At 72.4% G+C, this 17512-nt stretch carries 19 protein-coding genes and 2 tRNA genes; 12 read left to right on the top strand and 9 right to left on the bottom strand.

Annotation, left to right across the window (positions count from 1 at the left end; all coding sequences use genetic code 11):
* Positions 1 to 38: 38 nt before the first annotated feature.
* Positions 39 to 1034 (top strand): expansin EXLX1 family cellulose-binding protein, encoded by a 996-nt coding sequence (locus tag OG990_RS23485; RefSeq protein ID WP_406077161.1) that lies wholly within the window; start codon positions 39 to 41, stop codon positions 1032 to 1034.
* A 4-nt stretch (positions 1035 to 1038) separates the two neighbouring features.
* Here OG990_RS23485 and OG990_RS23480 read toward each other — a convergent pair whose 3' ends face one another.
* The 3 genes from OG990_RS23480 to bcp form a co-directional block, all read right to left on the bottom strand.
* Entirely contained in the window at positions 1039 to 1566 is a 528-nt protein-coding gene (locus OG990_RS23480) for a GNAT family N-acetyltransferase (RefSeq protein WP_406077160.1), read from the bottom strand.
* A 92-nt stretch (positions 1567 to 1658) separates the two neighbouring features.
* Positions 1659 to 1742: transfer RNA gene (locus tag OG990_RS23475), tRNA-Leu, on the bottom strand.
* A 139-nt stretch (positions 1743 to 1881) separates the two neighbouring features.
* Positions 1882 to 2358 (bottom strand): thioredoxin-dependent thiol peroxidase, encoded by a 477-nt coding sequence (gene bcp, locus OG990_RS23470; protein WP_328424173.1) that lies wholly within the window; start codon positions 2356 to 2358, stop codon positions 1882 to 1884.
* Between the two features lie 194 nt (positions 2359 to 2552).
* On the opposite strand from bcp, the gene OG990_RS23465 reads away from it, so the two are divergent.
* Genes OG990_RS23465 through OG990_RS23450 form a run of 4 tightly spaced genes read left to right on the top strand, consistent with a single transcriptional unit; the run spans position 2553 to position 5235 of the window.
* The gene (locus tag OG990_RS23465) at positions 2553 to 3269 is read left to right on the top strand and encodes an energy-coupling factor ABC transporter permease (protein ID WP_328424175.1); all 717 of its coding nucleotides are present in this window, start codon (positions 2553 to 2555) and stop codon (positions 3267 to 3269) included.
* A complete protein-coding gene (locus OG990_RS23460) occupies positions 3266 to 3694 on the top strand; it encodes a PDGLE domain-containing protein (protein WP_406077159.1) in 429 nt (142 codons plus the stop codon). The genes OG990_RS23465 and OG990_RS23460 overlap by 4 nt, the downstream gene beginning before the upstream one ends.
* Positions 3695 to 3709: 15 nt before the next feature.
* Positions 3710 to 4480 carry a cobalt ECF transporter T component CbiQ gene (cbiQ, locus tag OG990_RS23455; protein WP_355614482.1) on the top strand — a complete coding sequence of 257 codons (771 nt, stop codon included), beginning with the start codon at positions 3710 to 3712 and terminating at the stop codon, positions 4478 to 4480.
* Positions 4477 to 5235: an ABC transporter ATP-binding protein gene (locus OG990_RS23450; protein WP_328424181.1), complete on the top strand. Its 759-nt coding sequence runs from the start codon at positions 4477 to 4479 to the stop codon at positions 5233 to 5235. The genes cbiQ and OG990_RS23450 overlap by 4 nt, the downstream gene beginning before the upstream one ends.
* A 23-nt stretch (positions 5236 to 5258) precedes the next feature.
* Here the strand turns inward: OG990_RS23450 and OG990_RS23445 are convergent, their stop codons facing one another.
* From OG990_RS23445 to OG990_RS23435, 3 genes are read right to left on the bottom strand one after another with little or no spacing between them, the layout of a single operon-like run.
* Positions 5259 to 6335, bottom strand: a complete 1077-nt coding sequence (locus OG990_RS23445) for a hypothetical protein (RefSeq protein WP_406077158.1) — start codon at positions 6333 to 6335, stop codon at positions 5259 to 5261.
* Complete coding sequence (locus tag OG990_RS23440) at positions 6335 to 7048, bottom strand: DsbA family protein (RefSeq protein WP_406077157.1); 714 nt, start codon at positions 7046 to 7048, stop codon at positions 6335 to 6337. Before OG990_RS23440 ends, OG990_RS23445 begins: the two co-directional genes overlap by 1 nt.
* Positions 7041 to 7565, bottom strand: a complete 525-nt coding sequence (locus OG990_RS23435; protein ID WP_328424187.1) for a MauE/DoxX family redox-associated membrane protein — start codon at positions 7563 to 7565, stop codon at positions 7041 to 7043. Before OG990_RS23435 ends, OG990_RS23440 begins: the two co-directional genes overlap by 8 nt.
* 101 nt (positions 7566 to 7666) lie before the next feature.
* On the opposite strand from OG990_RS23435, the gene OG990_RS23430 reads away from it, so the two are divergent.
* Entirely contained in the window at positions 7667 to 8779 is a 1113-nt protein-coding gene (locus OG990_RS23430) for an RNA-guided endonuclease InsQ/TnpB family protein (RefSeq protein WP_406077156.1), read from the top strand.
* Between the two features lie 140 nt (positions 8780 to 8919).
* Here the strand turns inward: OG990_RS23430 and OG990_RS23425 are convergent, their stop codons facing one another.
* Positions 8920 to 9510 carry a sigma-70 family RNA polymerase sigma factor gene (locus OG990_RS23425; protein ID WP_386992910.1) on the bottom strand — a complete coding sequence of 197 codons (591 nt, stop codon included), beginning with the start codon at positions 9508 to 9510 and terminating at the stop codon, positions 8920 to 8922.
* Positions 9511 to 9616: 106 nt separating this feature from the next.
* Here OG990_RS23425 and OG990_RS23420 point away from each other — a divergent pair, with 106 nt between their 5' ends.
* From OG990_RS23420 to OG990_RS23405, 4 genes are all read left to right on the top strand, one after another.
* Positions 9617 to 10252, top strand: a complete 636-nt coding sequence (locus OG990_RS23420; protein ID WP_406077155.1) for a zf-HC2 domain-containing protein — start codon at positions 9617 to 9619, stop codon at positions 10250 to 10252.
* Positions 10253 to 10299: 47 nt separating this feature from the next.
* Entirely contained in the window at positions 10300 to 11964 is a 1665-nt protein-coding gene (locus OG990_RS23415; protein ID WP_328424194.1) for a copper resistance protein CopC, read from the top strand.
* 17 nt (positions 11965 to 11981) lie between these two features.
* Entirely contained in the window at positions 11982 to 12716 is a 735-nt protein-coding gene (locus OG990_RS23410; protein ID WP_406077154.1) for a YcnI family protein, read from the top strand.
* 150 nt (positions 12717 to 12866) lie between these two features.
* Positions 12867 to 13928 (top strand): hypothetical protein, encoded by a 1062-nt coding sequence (locus OG990_RS23405; RefSeq protein WP_406077153.1) that lies wholly within the window; start codon positions 12867 to 12869, stop codon positions 13926 to 13928.
* A gap of 32 nt (positions 13929 to 13960) precedes the next feature.
* On the opposite strand, the gene OG990_RS23400 is transcribed toward OG990_RS23405, so the two are convergent.
* Positions 13961 to 15229 carry a glycosyltransferase 87 family protein gene (locus tag OG990_RS23400; RefSeq protein WP_406077152.1) on the bottom strand — a complete coding sequence of 423 codons (1269 nt, stop codon included), beginning with the start codon at positions 15227 to 15229 and terminating at the stop codon, positions 13961 to 13963.
* Between the two features lie 72 nt (positions 15230 to 15301).
* Between OG990_RS23400 and orn the strand changes: the two genes are divergently transcribed.
* Both orn and OG990_RS23390 read left to right on the top strand, forming a co-directional pair.
* Entirely contained in the window at positions 15302 to 15892 is a 591-nt protein-coding gene (gene orn / locus OG990_RS23395; protein ID WP_406077151.1) for an oligoribonuclease, read from the top strand.
* 147 nt (positions 15893 to 16039) lie between these two features.
* Positions 16040 to 16115, top strand: a tRNA-His gene (locus OG990_RS23390).
* Positions 16116 to 16162: 47 nt separating this feature from the next.
* On the opposite strand, the gene OG990_RS23385 is transcribed toward OG990_RS23390, so the two are convergent.
* The gene (locus OG990_RS23385) at positions 16163 to 17458 is read right to left on the bottom strand and encodes an Ig-like domain-containing protein (protein ID WP_406077150.1); all 1296 of its coding nucleotides are present in this window, start codon (positions 17456 to 17458) and stop codon (positions 16163 to 16165) included.
* Positions 17459 to 17512 lie beyond the last annotated feature (54 nt).

The following is a 17512-nucleotide window of genomic DNA, read 5'->3' as shown; positions in this document are numbered from 1 at the left end:
CTTGTCCGGCACCTCACGGGTCCGGCAGCATCGCCGTCGTGACGGACGGAAGCGCTCCCGGCGGCGTCGACATCGAGCTTGACCTGGATCGGGCTCCGGACGACCGGCCCGCGCCCTCGTCCGGCCCGGTGCCCTGGCTGGTCGCCACCGGCGTCACCATCCTCGCGGCGGCGCTCGGGCTCACCCTGACGCTGCGATCCGGCTCCGCCCCGGCCTGTGCCGCCGGCCGCACGCTCGCCGCCGCGCCGCCCACCGGCACCGCCACGCACAACGGCAAGGCGACCTTCTACGACTCGAACGGTGCCGGCGGCAACTGCTCGAACCCGGCCGCGCCGGCCAACCGGCTCTACGTCGCGCTCGGTCCCACGGAGTACGCCGCCGGCGCCGCCTGCGGCGGATTCCTCGACGTGACCGGCCCGAAGGGCACAATCCGCGTCCTGATCATGGATCAGTGCCCGGAGTGCGCGCCCGGACATCTCGACCTGTCCCGGGAGGCGTTCGCCCGGATCGCCGACCCGGTCAAGGGCCTCGTCCCGGTCACCTACCGCGCGGTCGTCAACCCGGCGCTGCCCGGCCCGCTCACCTTCCGCATCAAGGAGGGCGCGTCGCAGTGGTGGTTCGCCGTCCGGGTGGGCAACCACGGCAACCCGCTGCGCGCCGTCGAGGTCCGGCAGGGTGACAGCGGTCCGTGGCAGACGGCCGTGCGCCAGGACTACAACTACTGGCTGATCGCCTCCGGCGCGGGCGCCGGGCCGTTCAGCATCCGGGTGAGCGACGTGTACGGGCACCGCGCCACCGTCGCCGGCATCAAAATGGCACCCGGCCAGGTGCAGACCAGCGTGGTCCGGATGTACGCGACCGGCGCCGCGGCGGCCACCCCGCGCCCGCCCGCCTCGGCGCGGCCGTCCGCCACCCGAGCAGGGGGTACGCCGACACCGGCCCGCCGCCCGGTCGAGGTCGCGAGGGCGAGCGCGCCGGCCGCCGAAACGCCGTCGACCCGCCCGGCCGGGGCCACGGCCCGCTGGTGCGGCTGACCGGTCAGTTGGTCGTCGTCAGGTCGAGCCACATCAGGATCTCGTCCCGGTCGTCACCGGGTGCCAGCCGCAGAGCGCCCGGCAGCCTGCCGATCTCGCGGTATCCCAGGCGGCGGTAGAACCCGTCCAATCCCAGCCCGTCCCGCACCGTCACGTGCAGTGCCTCGTGGCCCAACTTCCGGCCCAGCCGCGCGGCCTCGCGCATCAGCGCCGAGCCGTACCCGGTGCCCTGGGTGTCCGGGTGGACCATCACCCGCTTCAGCACGCACCAGTGCGCCTTGAGCGGGAACCGGTTGTCACTGAAGATCAGCACGGCCACCATGCGGTCACCGGCGTACCCGACCAGCAGCCGGTCCGGCCCGTCGGCGATCCCGGCGAAGGTCGGGTCGGCGGTGGCATGGACGTCGGTGGCGGTGACCGGGGGCACGAAGCCGACCGCGCCGCCAGCGTTGGTGACGTCCACCCAGAGGGCGACGATCTCGGCGCGCAGCTGCGGTGTCAGGTCGGGATCGAGGACGAAGTGCAGGCTCACGGCACCCATCCTGACCGCGCGAGCACCCGATCGGCCCGAGGTGTGCTCCGATCAACAGCGCGGGCCCCGAGCACTCACGTGTGGCTCAATCGTGCGGGAGGGGGGACTCGAACCCCCACGTCCAAATAGGACAATAGGACCTAAACCTACCGCGGCTGCCGTTACGCCACTCCCGCCAACTTGCTGATTCTAGAGCGTCTGGCTACGGCGGTGTCACCTCGGTGATGTTGCGCGCGGCGGCGGCCGCCGTGGCCAGCGCCTCGGGCGTGTACTTGTATCGGACCATTCACGCATGGTGACGGCCCGGTACGACAGTCAGTCCAGGCCGAGGTCGCGGCGGAGTTTGGCGACGTGCCCGGTGGCCTTGACGTTGTAGAACGCGTGCTCGATCTTGCCGTCGGCGTCGATGACGAAGGTCGAGCGGATCACGCCGGTCACGGTCTTGCCGTACAGCTGCTTCTCGCCGTACGCGCCGTACGCGTTGAGCACCGCCTTGTCCACGTCCGAGACCAGCGGGAAGGTGATCGCGTCTCGATCGCGGAACTTCGCCAGCTTCTCCGGCTTGTCGGGGGAGATGCCGACCACCTCGTAGCCGGCGGCCTGGAGGGAGGCGAGCGAGTCGCGGAAGTCGCAGGCCTGCTTGGTGCAGCCCGGGGTCATCGCCGCCGGGTAGGCGTAGAGGACCACCTTGCGGCCTCGCAGGTCGGACAGGGTGAGCTGGTCACCGGTGTCGGTGGGGAGGGTGAACTCGGGGGCGGGGTCACCGGGAGTGAGACGGTCAGGCGCGGTCATGGCCCGACCCTACCGCCGGGCCGGCCGATGCCGCCGCTGCCGACGCGCCAGCGCGGCGACGATCCTGACCCCTGCGCCGTACCTCCGAAGGTGATCAAGAACATGCGTTGTTGCCAGAGTCTGGCAACAACGAGGTATGGGAAATAGGCTGACCTCGCCGGCCCGTACGGGCCCGCTGACGCGTGGGAGGTCGCGTGGAAACCCTGGCGATGCACATCTCGAACGGGATCATCGATGGTCCCGTCGCAGCGGTCTTCGCGGCACTGGCCCTCGCCGCGCTCACCGGCTGCGTCCTGCGCGGCCGGCGCGACCTGGACGACCGGCTTGCCCCGATGGCCGGCCTGGTGGCCGCGTTCATCTTCGCCGTCCAGATGCTCAACTTTCCGATCTTCACGGCCGGGGTGAGCGGCCACCTGCTCGGTGGCGCGCTCGCCGCGATGCTCGTCGGCCCGTGGGTCGGCGCGCTCTGCGTGGCCGTGGTGCTGGTCGTGCAGGCGCTGATCTTCGGTGACGGCGGCGTCGCGATGCTCGGCCTCAACATCACCAACATGGCGCTGCTCGGCACCGCCGCGGCGTACCTGCTGATCGCGGTGCTGCTGCGGGTGCTGCCCCGTACCCGGGCCGGCCTGGCCGTGACCGCGTTCGTCTCCGCGATGCTCAGCGTGGTGGTCGCGTCGCAGGGCTTCGTCCTGCAGTACTGGCTGGGCGGCACCACCGACCTGGGCGGCAACCTGGCCGGCCTGGCCGGAACCATGGCCGGGGTTCACCTGCTGATCGGCATCGGTGAAGGGCTGATCACCGCGACGACCGTGCTCACCGTCGCGAAGGTGCGCCCCGATCTCGTCTACGCCTTGCGCGGGCTGCGGTCGACGTCCGCGCCCGCCGTCCCGGTCGTCGGAGGTGTCCGGTGAAGAACCGTTCCTGGGGTTTCCTGGTCGGCGGGCTGCTGGTCGCCCTGCTGCTGGCCGGGGTCGTGAGCAACTACGCCTCGTCCCACCCCGACGGGTTGGACTCGTCGCTGCTGAAGGGCTGCACCGTCGACGCCGATGACAACATCGTCGGCGGAAGCTGCCCGGCCCAGCAGACTCGGGACCACGAGTTGGGGGACAGCCCGCTCGCCGACTACGGCGTGCGGGGAGTGGGCAACGACTTCCTCTCCACCGGCCTCTCCGGGGTGCTCGGGGTGCTCCTGACCTTCGCGATCGGCGCCGGCGGCTTCTGGCTGCTGCGCCGCCGAGGCACCACGTCGACCCCGGGTGACACGGCGACGTCCGCCGAGGGCGCGGCGCCGGCCGAGGGTGATGCGGCGACGTCCCGCGCCGGCGCGGCCGGCTGAGCGAGGAGTACACGGATGGGTGCCGGTCACGGGCACGTGCTGTACCGGGAGTCGGACTCTCCCGTGCACCGGCTTCCGCCCGAGGTCAAGATCGTGGCGATGGTGGTCTTCACCATCGCCGTGGTGGCCACCCCGCGCGCGGCGTTCTGGGCCTTCGGCGCGTACGCCCTGCTGGTGGCGGCGGTGGCGGCGCTGGCCAGGGTGGGGCCCCGGTGGCTGCTCAGCCGGGCACTGATCGAGGTGCCGTTCGTGCTGTTCGCCGTGGCGCTGCCGTTTCTCGGCGCCGGTGAACGGGTCGACGTGCTGGGCCTGCGACTGTCCGAGGACGGGTTGCACGGCGCGTGGAACATCGTGGCCAAGGGCACCCTGGGCGTCCTCGCCTCGCTGCTGCTCGCCGCGACCACCACCACCCGGGACCTGATCGTGGGGCTGGACCGGCTGCACTGCCCGCAGGTGCTCACCCAGATCGCCACGTTCATGTTGCGCTACCTCGACGTGCTGGTCGGCGAGGCGCGGCGGATGCGGGTGGCGCGGATCTCGCGGGGTGACGACCCGCGCTTCCTGTGGCAGTTGCGCGGCTTCGCCGCCGGGATCGGGGCGCTGTTCCTGCGGGCCTTCGAACGCGGTGAGCGGGTCTACCTGGCGATGCTGTCCCGGGGCTACACCGGGCGGATGCCCGCGGTGTGGCAGGGCGATGGCGCGGCGACCGCCGGTCAGTGGCTGGTCGCGGCGACCGTGCCGGTGTTGGCGGCCTCCATCGCCGCCACCGCCGTCGTGCTGACATGATCGGTGCCGTGCAGACCGCTGTCTCGCTGGACGTTCGTGGCGTTAGGTACGCGTACCCGGACGGGCATGTGGCCCTGCACGGGGTGGACCTGACGGTGCCGCGCGGCGACCGGGTGGCGCTGCTCGGGCCCAACGGTGCCGGTAAGACCACGCTGGTGCTGCACCTCAACGGCATCCTCACCCCGACCGAGGGCAGCGTGAGCGTCGGCGGGCTGACCGTCACGACGGACCGGGCCACCCTCGCCGAGGTGCGCCGCCGGGTGGGCATCGTCTTTCAGGACCCGGACGACCAGCTCTTCCTGCCCACGGTGGCGGAGGACGTCGCGTTCGGGCCGGCCAACCTGGGCCTGCGCGGGGCGGAGCTCGCCGCCCGGGTGGACGAGGCGCTCGCCGCGGTGGGGATGAGCGAGCACCGGGACCGGGCGCCGCAGCACCTCTCCTTCGGGCAGCGCCGCCGGGTGGCGGTGGCCACCGTGCTCGCCATGCACCCGGAGATCCTGGTGCTGGACGAGCCGTCATCGAACCTGGACCCGGCGGCCCGCCGTGAGCTGGCCGAGATCCTGCGGGAGCTGCCGGTGACCCTGCTGATGGTGACGCACGATCTGCCCTACGCGGCCGAGCTGTGCGAACGCGCAGTGATCCTGGACGCCGGCCGAATAGTCGCCGACGCCCCCACCCTCGACCTGCTGTCCAACCCCACGCTGCTCGCGCGCCACCGCCTGGAACTTCCCTACGGCTTCGCGCCTCGCCCCTGACCCGCGGGCCTGGAGGGTGCGGGTCAGGTCTGGGCGGGGGCGGGGGTTCGGGAGGCGGCGCGTAGGCGGAGGATGCCTGCGGCGGTCGCGCCGGCGCCGGTGATCAGCACCAGCGTGACCATGATCCGGGCGTACTCGGCCGGCCAGGGGACCGGGGCGATGGAACGGGCGAACACCGCGGCGTTGGCCACCCCGGCGAAGAGCGCCAGACAGGCCCCGGCCAGCGCCACCGCGAAGTCGGCGGCGGGGCGCCGGGCCAGCGCGTAGCAACCGGCGGCGATCGCGCCGAGGCCGGTGAGCAGCGACCAGACCTGCCCGGACAGCAACCCGACCAGGACCCCGCCCACGCCCTGGGCGCCGGCGTCCAGTTCCCGGCCCACCGGGTACAGCACGGCGACCGCGCCGCCAGCGATGAGCAGCGCGCCCAGCGCGGACAGCGCCCGTGCGCCGGCCGGCGCGGCGGCGGCGAGCAGGCCGAGCGCACCCACCGCGAGCACCCCGACGATGGTCACCGCCCACCAGGTGTACGCGTCCGGCGGCGGCACCCAGTCCAGCGTGCCGCGGATCTGCGCCGGGTCGCCTCCGTCGCGCAGCGGGATCGTCCAGTCCCGGACCCGGTGCTCACGATCCGGCGCGGCGCGGACGGCGTCCGGCGGTGCCGACTCCTGCCACAGCGCGCGCTGGTCGTGCCAGCGGGCCGTGGTCCCGTCGGCGATCCGCTGCCAGGACGGCGCTGCCGCCGGGTCCGCCTCGGCGGGCAGCGTGGTGTCCCCGCCGATCGTGCGGTTCAGGTACGTGGCGGGGGACCGGCTGTTCTCGAACACCCCGTCCGGGCCGATCCGCAGGTACGGCTCGCCGGAATAGCCGATCACCTCGATCGGGCGGCCGGTGCGGTTGGTCAGCTCCACTCGGGCGCCCGCCTCGATCACCCGTACCTCCAGCCCGGGTCGGGCGGGGGCGACGCCGGTGGTCCGGGTCCGGTAGTCGGTGCCGTCCGGGGCGTCCGCGCCGTGCGCGGCGGCCGGTGCCGCGGTGAGCAGGGTGGCCGCGCAGGCGGCGGTGGCGACCAGGCCGGCACGGGCCAGCAGGGTACGGATCACTAGCCGGCCGCCGCCACGGCTGCGGTGAGGCCCTGCGGGCTGCGGTCGGCGAGCGGCTGACCGTTGACCAGGATGGTCGGCGTGCCGGTGACGTCGTCCCGGCTGGCCTCGTCGGTGACGTGCTCGGTCCACGTCCGGTACGTGTTGTCCTTGACGCAGCCGGCGAACGAGCCCCGGTCGAGCCCCACGCCGGTGCCGATGTCGATCAACTCGTCGTCGCTGAGCCCGGCGCTGCCCTCCGGCGGCTGCTTGTCGAAGAGCGCCTTGGCGTACTCGCGGAACTTGCCCCCGGCCGCGGCGCAGCCGGAGGCGGCCGAGGAGCGGGTGGAGTACTCGGTGGTGGAGAAGCGGTTGAGGTACGCCACCGGGTGGTAGACCACCGTCGCCTTGTTCTCGGCCACCAACTGCTCCAGGGTCGCCCCGCTGGTCTGCTCGAACTGCTTGCAGGCCGGGCAGAGGAAGTCCTCGAAGATGTCGACGGTGACCGGCCCGCCGCCGGTGACGATGCCGGTGCCGTCCGCGTTGGCGCCGGGCGGGGTGGTGAAGTCGTCCGAGCGCTGGCTGGACCAGACGCTCCAGCCGATCACGCCGGCGATGACCAGCACGGCGACGGCGGCGGCGGAGACCCAGAGCGTGCGCCGGCGGCGCCGTTCGCGGGCCAGTTGCTGGCGGACCACCCGGGCCGCGTCACGCTGCCCCTTGCGACTACTCATCCTCGTCCTCCAAGGCGGGTTCACCGGACAGCCACCCGTCCACCGAGACGGGCGTACGCGGCCAGATCAGGAGAAAACCGGCCAGCACCAAGAATCCCAGGTCGCGCAGGATCTCCGGGAGGTAACTCGGTGCCTGCCCCTCGGCGAGCTGCCCGCCGCTGCCGAAGCAACCGCAGTCGATGGCCAGGCCACGCGCCCAGGCCGACGCGATCCCGGCGATGAAGACCACCAGCAGTACGGCGGAGACCACCGCGCTGAGCCGGGTGGCCAGCCCGAGCAGCAGGAGCACGCCCAGCGCCAGCTCGACGAAGGGCAGCGCGGCACCGACCACGGTCGCCACGTCGTACGGCATCACCTGGTAGGCGTTGACGGCCCGGCCGGAGGCGGCCAGGTCGCCGACCTTCGACGCGCCGGCGACCAGCCAGACGGCGGCGAGGCCAAGTCGGGCGGCGGTGCCGAGCCAGGGCCGGATGGTGGACCAGCGGGCGGCCCGGGTGGGAGGTGCTGTCACGGTCATCAGGATCGCGGCGTGGATACCTCCGCCTTCAGGCGGAGGAGGAAACGTCGCTCCCTCCCCTCGATAGTCGTCTTACATGATCCACTGCTAGGATGTGAGGTATGGGTGAGGTGGTGAAGCGGGCGTACAAGTACCGCTTCTATCCGACCCCGCTGCAGGCTGAGCAGTTGAATCGCACCTTCGGGTGTGTGCGAAAGGTCTACAACCTCGCGCTGGATGCGCGCACGCGCGCGTGGGCGGTTGACCGGCAGCGCAGCACCTACGTGCAGTCGTCGGCGTGGCTGACGCAGTGGAAGCGCTGCGAGGAGTTGGCGTTCCTCAATGAGGTCAGTTCCGTGCCCTTGCAGCAGGCGCTGCGGCACCTGCAAGCCGGCTTCGCCGCGTTCTGGGGCAAGCGGTCGCGCTACCCGCGTTTCAAGTCCAAGCGCAAGTCTCGGGCGTCGGCGGAGTACACCCGCTCGGCATTCCGCTGGCGCGACGGACAGCTCACCCTCGCCAAGATGGACGCCCCGCTGACCATCGTGTGGTCCCGGCCCCTGCCCGACGGCGCCGAGCCGTCCACGGTCACAGTGTCCCGCGACGCGTCCGGCCGGTGGTTCGTGTCCCTGCTGGTCGAGGACTCCACCGTTAAGCCGCTTCCCCCGCTCAGCACGGCGGTGGGCGTTGATGCGGGCATCACCAGCCTGGTCACCCTCTCCACCGGGGAGAAGGTCACCAACCCGCGCCACGAGCGCGCTGACCGCCGCAAGCTCGCGAAGGCGCAACGCAACCTGTCTCGCAAGGCCAAGGACTCCGCCAACCGGGCGAAAGCCCGCCTCGCGGTGGCCCGGATTTACGCCCGCATCGCCGATCGGCGGCGGGACCACCTGCACAAGCTGTCGACTCGACTCGTCCGCGAGAACCAAACGGTCGTGATCGAAGATCTCAGTGTGCGCACCATGCTGCGCAACCACAGCCTGGCCCGCGCCATCTCCGACGCGGCGTGGACACAACTGCGCAGCATGATCGAGTACAAGGCCGCCTGGTACGGGCGGACCGTTATCGCCGTTGACCGCTGGTATCCGAGCACGAAGACCTGTTCGGCGTGCGGGCGGATCAACACGGCCATGGCTCTCGGCGTTCGCGCCTGGACGTGCCCCGGCTGTGGCGCTGTGCACGACCGGGACGTCAACGCCGCGAAGAACATTCTCGCCGCCGGGCTGGCGGAGAGGTAAAACGCCTGTGGAGGGACGGTGAGACCCGACCCGCGAAAGCGGCGAAGGCGCGGCCCGGTGAAACAGGAACCCCCTCGGGCGACCGAGGGAATCCCCGCCCTTCAAAGCGGTGGAGGATGTCAATTGTCGTCCCGTCTTCCTCAGCCGGTCAGGGCGTCGCCGACCGCCTCGACCAGCTCGTCGCGGGCCCGGGCGACCCGGGAGCGGATGGTGCCCACCGGCACCCCTTCGACGGCGGCGGCCTCGGCGTACGACAGGCCGAGCAGTTGGGTGAGCACGAACGCGGCGCGCCGCTCAGGGCTCAACCGGCGGACCAGGTCGCTGGCGCCGAGCTGACCGGCCGGGTCCGGGTGCGGTCGGTCGGTGTACGCGTTGGCCGCCAGCCGTTCGTCGAGTCGCCGACGGCGGACCACGGTGCGCAGGTGGTCGGCGCAGGCCCGCCGGGCGATGCCGAGCAGCCAGGTGCGGACGCTGGAGCGACCCTCGAACGCGGGCAGTGCCCGGAACGCCCGCAGGTACGTCTCCTGGGTCAGATCGTCGGCGCTGTCCGGGTCCACCAGGGCGGCGGCGAAGCGCCAGACCTCGACCTGGGTCAGCCGGACGAACGCGGCCTGGGCGGTCGGGTCGCCGTCGCGCGCGGTCAACGCCCACTCGGTGGCCGGGTCCCGGGCGACGCCACCGGCCGGGTCAGCCGGACCGGCGGCACCGGTGTCACGCGGGACGGGGATCACGACAACCCAGGTTACGCGGCGCGCGGCGTGGCGACAGGGCCCTTCGACCCTGGATGGTCTGCGCCACGTCGGGAACTTTTCCTCACCGTGGGCCGACTACCCCGTCATGACTTGCGACCACGTACGCGCGGCGCTGTCGGCGCGGCTGGACGGGGAGGACCCGCAGACGTCGTCGGCGGTGCTGGACGCGCACACCGCCACCTGCGTCGGCTGCCGCGACTGGCTGGCTCGCGCCGAGCAGGTGACCCGGCTGGTCCGGGTGCAGCCGGTGGAGGTGCCCGACCTCACCGCCGCGGTGCTGGCGGCGGTTGCCGCCGATTCCGCGCACCGCAGCCCGGCCGCGGTCCGGCGGGCCCGCCGGCAGGTGCTGCGGATCGCGGTGGCGGTGGCCGCGGTGGCCCAGTTGGCGATCGCGCTGCCGATCCTGCTCGCGGGGCTGGGCGTGTCGGTGGACCCGCACGCCAGCCGGGAGATGGCCTCGTTCGACGTGGCGCTGGCGGTGGGCTTCGCGCTGGCCGCCTGGCGGCCCGAGCGGGCCCGGGCGTTCCTGCCGGTGGCCCTGGTGCTGGCGGTCTGCCTGGCCGGCACCAGCGTGGTGGACATCGCCAACTCGACTACCGCGCTGGTGCACGAGGCCGGCCACCTGGCCGCCGTGGTGCAGGCGGGGTTGCTGTGGGCGCTGGGCCGCACCAGCGGGGCGGACCGGCCGCTCGCGCCGGCGTTGGCGGCAGGGCGCGGGTGAATGACTCACCCGACTCGGGTCGCCGAGATCCACTCCGGTCGGCGAGCATGGCCAACATGACTGTCGCCCCCCGCCGCTGGCTCGCCCGGTTGGCCGCCACCGCCGGCCTTCTGGTCACTGTCGTCGTCCTCCTGATCACCCCGGCCACCCCCGCCAGCGCCCACGCGGTGCTGCAGAGCACCAGCCCGGCCGCCTCGGCCGTGGTGCCGAGCGGGCCGGCCGAGGTGGTCCTCACGTTCAGCGAGTCGGTGCGCAAGGTTCCCGGCAAGATCCGCGTCATCGCGCCGGACGGCTCCCGGGCCGATCGGGGTGAGCCGAGCTTCGACGGCGCCACGGTGACCATCCCGGTGGACCCGGCCGGTGAGCGCGGCACCTACCTGGTGAGCTTCCGGGTGATCTCCGCCGACAGCCACCCGGTCTCCGGCGCGTTCACGTACTCGGTGGGCGCGCCCTCGACGCCTCCGGTCGACTCCGGCGACGACAGCCGGGCCGACCCGGTGGTGGGCGCCGGGGTGAAGGTGGCCCGTTTCCTCGGCTATGCCGGCCTGGTGCTGCTGGTCGGGCCGGCGCTGGTGCTCGCCGCGCTGTGGCCACGACGGCTGTCCCGGCGGGGCCCGGCCCGGCTGGCCTGGACCGGCCTCGGCCTGGTGGCCGTCGCCACCCTCGCCGACCTGTGGCTCCAGGTGCCCTACACCGCCGGAGGCGGCCTCTTCGACGTGACCAGCGAGGGGTTCGGCAGCGTGTTCGGCAGCGCCTTCGGTGCCGCCCACCTGGTCCGGCTCGGCCTGCTGGCGGCCTCGGCGTTCCTGCTCCGGCCGCTGCTGGCCCGGCCGTCCGGCCGCACTGACGCGATCATCCTGGCGGTGCTCGGCGGGGCCGCCCTGCTGACCTGGCCGCTGGCCGGGCACCCGGCGGCGTCCCCCGCGCCGGCGGTCTCCGTGGTGGTCGACGCGGTCCACCTGGGCAGCATGGCGGTCTGGCTGGGCGGCCTGCTGATGCTCGGCGGCTTCCTGCTGCGCCAGGCCGACGAGCGCGAGTTGGGCGCGATCCTGCCGATCTGGTCGCGCTGGGCGGCGCTCGCCGTCTCGGCGCTGCTGTTGGCCGGCATCGTCCAGGCGTTGATCGAGGTGGCCACCCTCGACGCCCTGTTCGGCACCACCTACGGGCGGCTGCTGCTGGCGAAGGTCGGGCTGTTCGCGCTGGTGATCGCCGTGGCCGCGTACTCCCGGCAGTTGGTGCGCCGACGCACCGCGGCGCAGCGGCCGGTGCCGGTACGCCGGGCGGTCTGGGTGGAACTGGCCGTCACTGTGGTGGTGCTGGGGCTGTCCGCGACGTTGGTGCAGACCACGCCGGCCCGGACCGCCGTGTCCGAGCCGTCCGGTACCCAGGCCGGTCTCTTCTCCACCACCCTGTCCAGCCCGCTCTTCTCCCTGCAGGTCGAGCTGGACCCGGCCGAGCGGGGCAACAACTCGCTGCACCTGTACGCGTACACCAAGGACAACCGGCCACAGCCAGTGGCGGAGTGGCGGGCGACCGCCGCGCTGCCCTCGGCCGGGATCGAGCCGATCGAGATCCCGTTGCTGCCGCTGACGGACAACCACGCCTACGGCGACGTCAGCCTGCCGGCCGCTGGTGACTGGCAACTGCGGGTCACCGTGCGTACGTCCGACATCGACCAGGCCACGGTGACCGCCACCGTGCCCATCCGTTAGAGAGGCTCTCGAATCCCATGACCCGTCTCCGGCGTACCGCAACCGCCGCCACCGCCCTGGCGTTCACCGCCGTCGCCACCGCCGTCCTCGGCTTCGCCGGCCCGGCGTCCGCCCACGTCACGGTGAACCCGAAGGAGGCGACCCAGGGCGGCTACGCGCGGGTGGCGTTCCGGGTGCCCAACGAGAGCGACACCGCGTCGACCACCAAGGTGGAGGTGGTGCTGCCGGAGAACGCCCCGGTCGGCTCGGTGTCGACCATGCCGGTGCCCGGGTGGACGGTCGCCGTGGAGAAGCGCAAGGTGGACCCGCCGATCGAGGTGCACGGCAGCCCGATCACCGAGGCGGTGGCCAAGCTGACCTGGACGGCCACCGGCGACGCGGGTGTGAAGCCGGGCCAGTTCCAGGAGTTCCCGGTCTCGATGGGGCCGCTGCCGCAGGTCAACACGATGGTCTTCAAGACCGTGCAGACCTACTCGGACGGCAATGTCTCGCGCTGGATCGAGGAGCCGACGCCGGGGGCGGAGGAGCCGGAGCACCCCGCCCCGGTGCTCACCCTCACCGCCGCGTCGCCGTCGGCGGCGGCCGCGCCCGCCGCAGCGGGCGTCGCCGCGACCGACGACGACGATGACGACGAGGGCGAGGGGGCCGCGGTGGGCCTCGGCGCCGCCGGTCTCGTCGCCGGCCTGGCCGGTCTGGTGCTGGGCGGGCTGGCGTTCGCCCGGACGCGCCGGGAGCCGGTCGCCAAGTCCTGACCCCGCCGCACCCGCTGGCCCGCCGGAGCGATCCGGCGGGCCAGCGTGCTTTCCGGGACCGGAACCGGCCGTGCCGTGGATATCCCCTGATCAGCCGGCGTACGTCGGTAAGGTCTGCCGGGTACCTGGCTACGGAGGGAGACGGAGCGGATGCGGTTCGTGCGGGCGATCGCCGGAGTGTTGCTGTTGGTCATCGGGATTCCGGCGCTGCTCGCCGGTGGCGCGCTCTGGCTGGTGACCCGGCACGCCGACCCCGGGGGGACCTTCGCCGCCCGGTTCGAGACGGTCCGCACACCCGGCCACGCGGTCGTGGTCACCGACCTCGACCGACTGCTGCGGCAGGAGGTGCCGTTCGCCCGTACCGCGCAGGCCCGGCTGCGGTTGGACGCCCGCACACCGGACGGCCCGGCCTTCGTCGGCCTGGCGCCCACCGCCGAGGTACGCCGCTGGCTGGAGCCGGTCCCGCACGCCTCGGTCCGCCGGGTGGCGCTGGCCCGGGGTCCGTTGCCGGTACGCACGGACCCGGCCGGCCCGGCCGTCGGTGCTCCGGCCGCCGCCGGATCGCTCACCCCACTGGGTCGCCCGTTCTGGGTACGCGAGGGAATCGGCTCGCTGGAGTGGAGCGCGGACGATCTGGCCGGCGAGCCGATGAGCCTGGTGGTGATGCGCCCGGACGGCGGTGGCGACCTGGCCCTGGATCTGCGCGCCGAGTTGCAGGCGGGCTGGACCTCTCCGGCCACCTGGGGGCTGCTGGCCGCGGGGGTGCTGCTGGTGGTGTGCGCGGTGCTGCTCCTGCTGCGACCGCTGCGCCCACGTGAGGTGGTCTTCGTGGTCGAGCCGGACCAGGTGCCGGTGCTCGCCGGCCGGCTCGGGGTCAGCTCGTTAAGCGGCCTGGGCGCCCCACCCGCCGGGGACACCCCGGCGGCGCGGCCGCTGCCGGCCGGGCGGCAGCTCACCCCGGTCGGCTCCGGCGCGGGTGAGCGGCCCCGGTCGGCGATCGGCACCGCACCGGCCCGACCGGCCACCCTCGCCGACCTGGACACGCCGGCCCGACCGCCGGAGGTGACCTTGAGCCTGGCCTGGCCGCCAACCGCTCCGGAGGCGGCGACGGCTCGGCCGGTGGCGGTGGACGGAACGGCGAGTGGCCCTCCGCGCTGCCGACGCGGAGGGCCACCTTCACCGGGGGATCGGTGCTACCCGAGCGACGCTTGAGGTAGGTGAGACCAGATTAGCGCCGATAGCGGCTACTGGGGAGTTCTGTCCATTTGGTGCGACTTTTCCACCGCGCGGCCCGACCGGACCGGCAGGGTCACCAGCAGCAGCAGGCTGAGCAGCACATAGCCGTTGCGCAGCACGAAATCCACCGGGTCGTCGGTGCGGACCGGGGCCACACCCCAGTCGTGGAACGACACCACGCCGTAGATGATCAGGGCGGTGATGCCCACCGCGAGCCCGGCCAGCCACCGTCGCCGGCGCACCTCGTCCGGACGGTCGGCGCTCAGGGCCGCGTCCGCGAGCAGCACCACCGCCGGGACGAACCAGTAGATGTGGTGGGTCCAGGTGATCGGGCTGACCATGGCGCCGACCAAGCCGGTCAGGGTCAGGCCGGTCAACGCGTCGCCGGCCCGGGCGGCGCGGACGGCCCGCCACAGCCCGTAGACGGCCACCACGGCGACCACCGCCAGCCACAGCAGCTGGTTCGGCTTCTCCGGTGCGCTGAACCGGCTGAGCAGGCCGAACAGGGACTGGTTGCCGGTGTAGTCGGTGCGGCCCACCCGCTCGGTGGCCCACAACTCGTGGGTCCAGAACCGCCACGAGTCGCGGGGCGCGATGGCCGCCGCGAACAGGGTCGCCGCCGCAGCGGTCGCGCTCGCCACCGCCGCGGCCCGCCACCTGCGGGTGGCCAGCAGGTACACGATGAAGATGCCGGGGAAGAGCTTGAGTGCCGTCGCCAGACCGACGCCGACCCCGGCCCAGCGCCGCGCCTGCGGCACGGCGAACAGCAGGTCGGCCAGGATCAGCACGACCAGCAGCATGTTGATCTGCCCGAAGGTGATCGTCTCGCGGGTGCTCTCCACCGCCAGCACCAGCAGCACCGCGACGGTCAGGGTGAACGCCCGCGGCAGGTTGTGCCGGGCGATCACCGGCAGCACCAGCCACCGGGTGGTCACCACCACGGCCAGCACGGTGAGGACCGTGAAGATCGCCACGGTGGCGCCGAGCCGGATCAGGCCGAACGGCCAGAGCAGCAACGCACTGAACGGCGGGTAGGTGAAGTACAGCTCACCCTGCACCCGATCCGGCTGGACGTAGTCGTAGAGCGGGTTGCCCGCCGTCCACCAGTCCATCGCGGACATGTAGATCTTCAGGTCGAAGAAGTTGTGCACCAGGCCGGGCAGGTAGAGCGCCGGCAGCACGGCGATCAGGGCCACCACCGTGACCAACCGACGGACCGTACGGCCGCCGGGATCGTCGTCGGTGACGGCTGGCGGTGCGACGGGTTCGGCTGGCACTCCGAAACCCTAGCGGGCTGCTCCGCCGAGAGCGCGCAGCTGCGGGTCGTGGGCTGCGCGTAGGCTGTCCCGGTGGCTGATCTCCTCGTCTGGATCGACTGTGAAATGACCGGGTTGGACCTTGGCAGCGACAAGCTGATCGAGGTCGCGGCACTGGTCACCGATCCCGACCTCAACGTGCTGGGTGACGGCGTCGACGTGGTGATCCACGCCGATGAGGCCGCGCTGGACGCGATGCCGGAGATCGTCCGGACCATGCACGCCAAGTCCGGCCTCACCGAGGAGGTGCGCCGCTCGCCGGTGACCCTGGCCGAGGCCGAGGACCAGGTGCTGGAGTACGTCAGCAGCTTCGTCAAGGATCCGCGTACCGCGCCGCTGTGCGGCAACTCGATCGCCACCGACCGGGGCTTCATCGCCCGGGACATGCCCCGCCTCGACGCGCACCTGCACTACCGCATGATCGACGTCTCGTCGATCAAGGAGCTGTGCCGCCGCTGGTACCCCCGGGTGTACTTCGGCCAGCCGCAGAAGGGCCTGGCGCACCGGGCGCTGGCCGACATCCGGGAGAGCATCCGGGAGTTGGAGTACTACCGCCGGACGATCTTCGTGCCACTGCCCGGCCCGGACGTGGAGACCGCCAAGGGGATCGCCGCGGAGCTCTGACCCGCGCGCTCGGCCCCGTGCATGGCCGGCACGGTGGTCGCCGGTGCCGTCGGGGGAGCCGGGAACCCGCTGGACGCGGTCCGCCGTGGTGTGGCTATTATTGGTCCGCACCCCGCCCGGGGCGATCTACCGGGCGACGGCGGCGTGGTGGCTGTAGCTCAGTTGGCAGAGCACCGGGTTGTGGTCCCGGTTGTCGTGGGTTCAATTCCCATCAGTCACCCCATACGAAAGCCCCCCTCCTGCGAGGGGGGCTTTCGTCGTTTCGGCTGCTCAGGCGGTCGGCGTCGGGGTGGGGGCGCTCCCGTCCGTGGCGCCCGGGGTGGCCGAGGTGTCCGGATCGGCCTGCGGCTCGTACGGCAGGGCGCTGCCCTTGACGTACTCGTCCCAGCTCATGTTCCAGTCGGTCCAGCCGTTGCCGTTCTGGAGCTTGCGCTCGGTGCCCTTGACCGTGATCGGGTCACCGATCTGGGTGTTCTTGAACAGCCAGTCACCGTTGGCCATCGACACGTTCACGCAGCCGTGCGACACGTTCACCCTGCCCTGCTGTCCCTCGGACCAGGGGGCCGCGTGGATGAACTCCCCGCCCCAGGTGAGCCGCTGGGCAAAGTCGATCTTGGTGCGGTAGCCCTCCTCGGGGCCCAACTCCTCCATGGTGTCGAAGACGGTCTTGCGCAGCTTCTCGATCACGACCATGGTCCCGCTGGACGACGGGGTGGCCTTCTTGCCGAGGCTGACCGGAATGGTCTTGATCACGGAGCCGTTCCGGGTCACCGTCATGCGCTTGGTCTTGTTGTCGACCGTCATGACCACCGATGCGCCGATCTTGATGTCCACGCTGAGGTCGGCCCGGCCGTACCAGTTGTCACCCAGCGGCAGGCCGCCGGCCTGCACCCGGTAGGAGACCTTGCTGTCGGCCTTCCAGAACTCCTTCGGCCGGTACCGGATCTCGGTGGGGCTGACCCAGTGCCAGATGCCCTCCTGGGCCGGCGTCGAGGTCACCGTCATCCGGCGCTGCACGTCGTCGCGGTAGTCCTCCGGGATGCCCCGACTGAACTTCACGATCAGCGGCATCCCGACCCCGACCACCTGGTTGTCGCCGAGGAAGCTGCTCACCCGCACCTGGTTGGACGGCTTGGCCATCGTGGTGAAGGTGCTGGTGGCGGTCGCCGGACGGCCGTCGTCGCCGGTGGCGGTCACCGTGGCCGTGTAGCTCGTGCCGTACGCCAGCGCTCCGGCCGGAAGCCAGGTCTTACCGTCCGCGGCGAGGGTGCCCTCGACCGCCTTGCCGGCCGCGTCCTTGAGCTCGACGGCGGTCTCCACGGCGTCCTTCGTGCTGAAGGTGATGCCGGTGGAGGCCGGAACGTCCTTGGCGTCGGTCGCCGGTTCGCTGATGGTCGCCGCCGCCTTCGGGGCTGGGTTCTCGCCGCCACCCTGCCACGAGGACGGCTTGTCGCCGCTGCCATCGGTGCAGGCGGAGGTCAAGGCCAGCGCCACGGCGAGAAGCCCTGCCGCGAACACGCGGCGTCGCCCACCGGGCCGGATCAGCTGGTGCTGGCTAGCTCGCATGATTCCCTCACAGTCGTGGTCCCGGACCCATCGTCTCCTACAGACGCGCCAGTA

The organism is Micromonospora sp. NBC_00858, from assembly GCF_045207365.1.
In the GTDB taxonomy this organism is placed as follows: domain Bacteria; phylum Actinomycetota; class Actinomycetes; order Mycobacteriales; family Micromonosporaceae; genus Micromonospora.
Note: the sequence above shows the minus strand (reverse complement) of the source record. Positions and strands in the feature narration are given on the sequence as shown.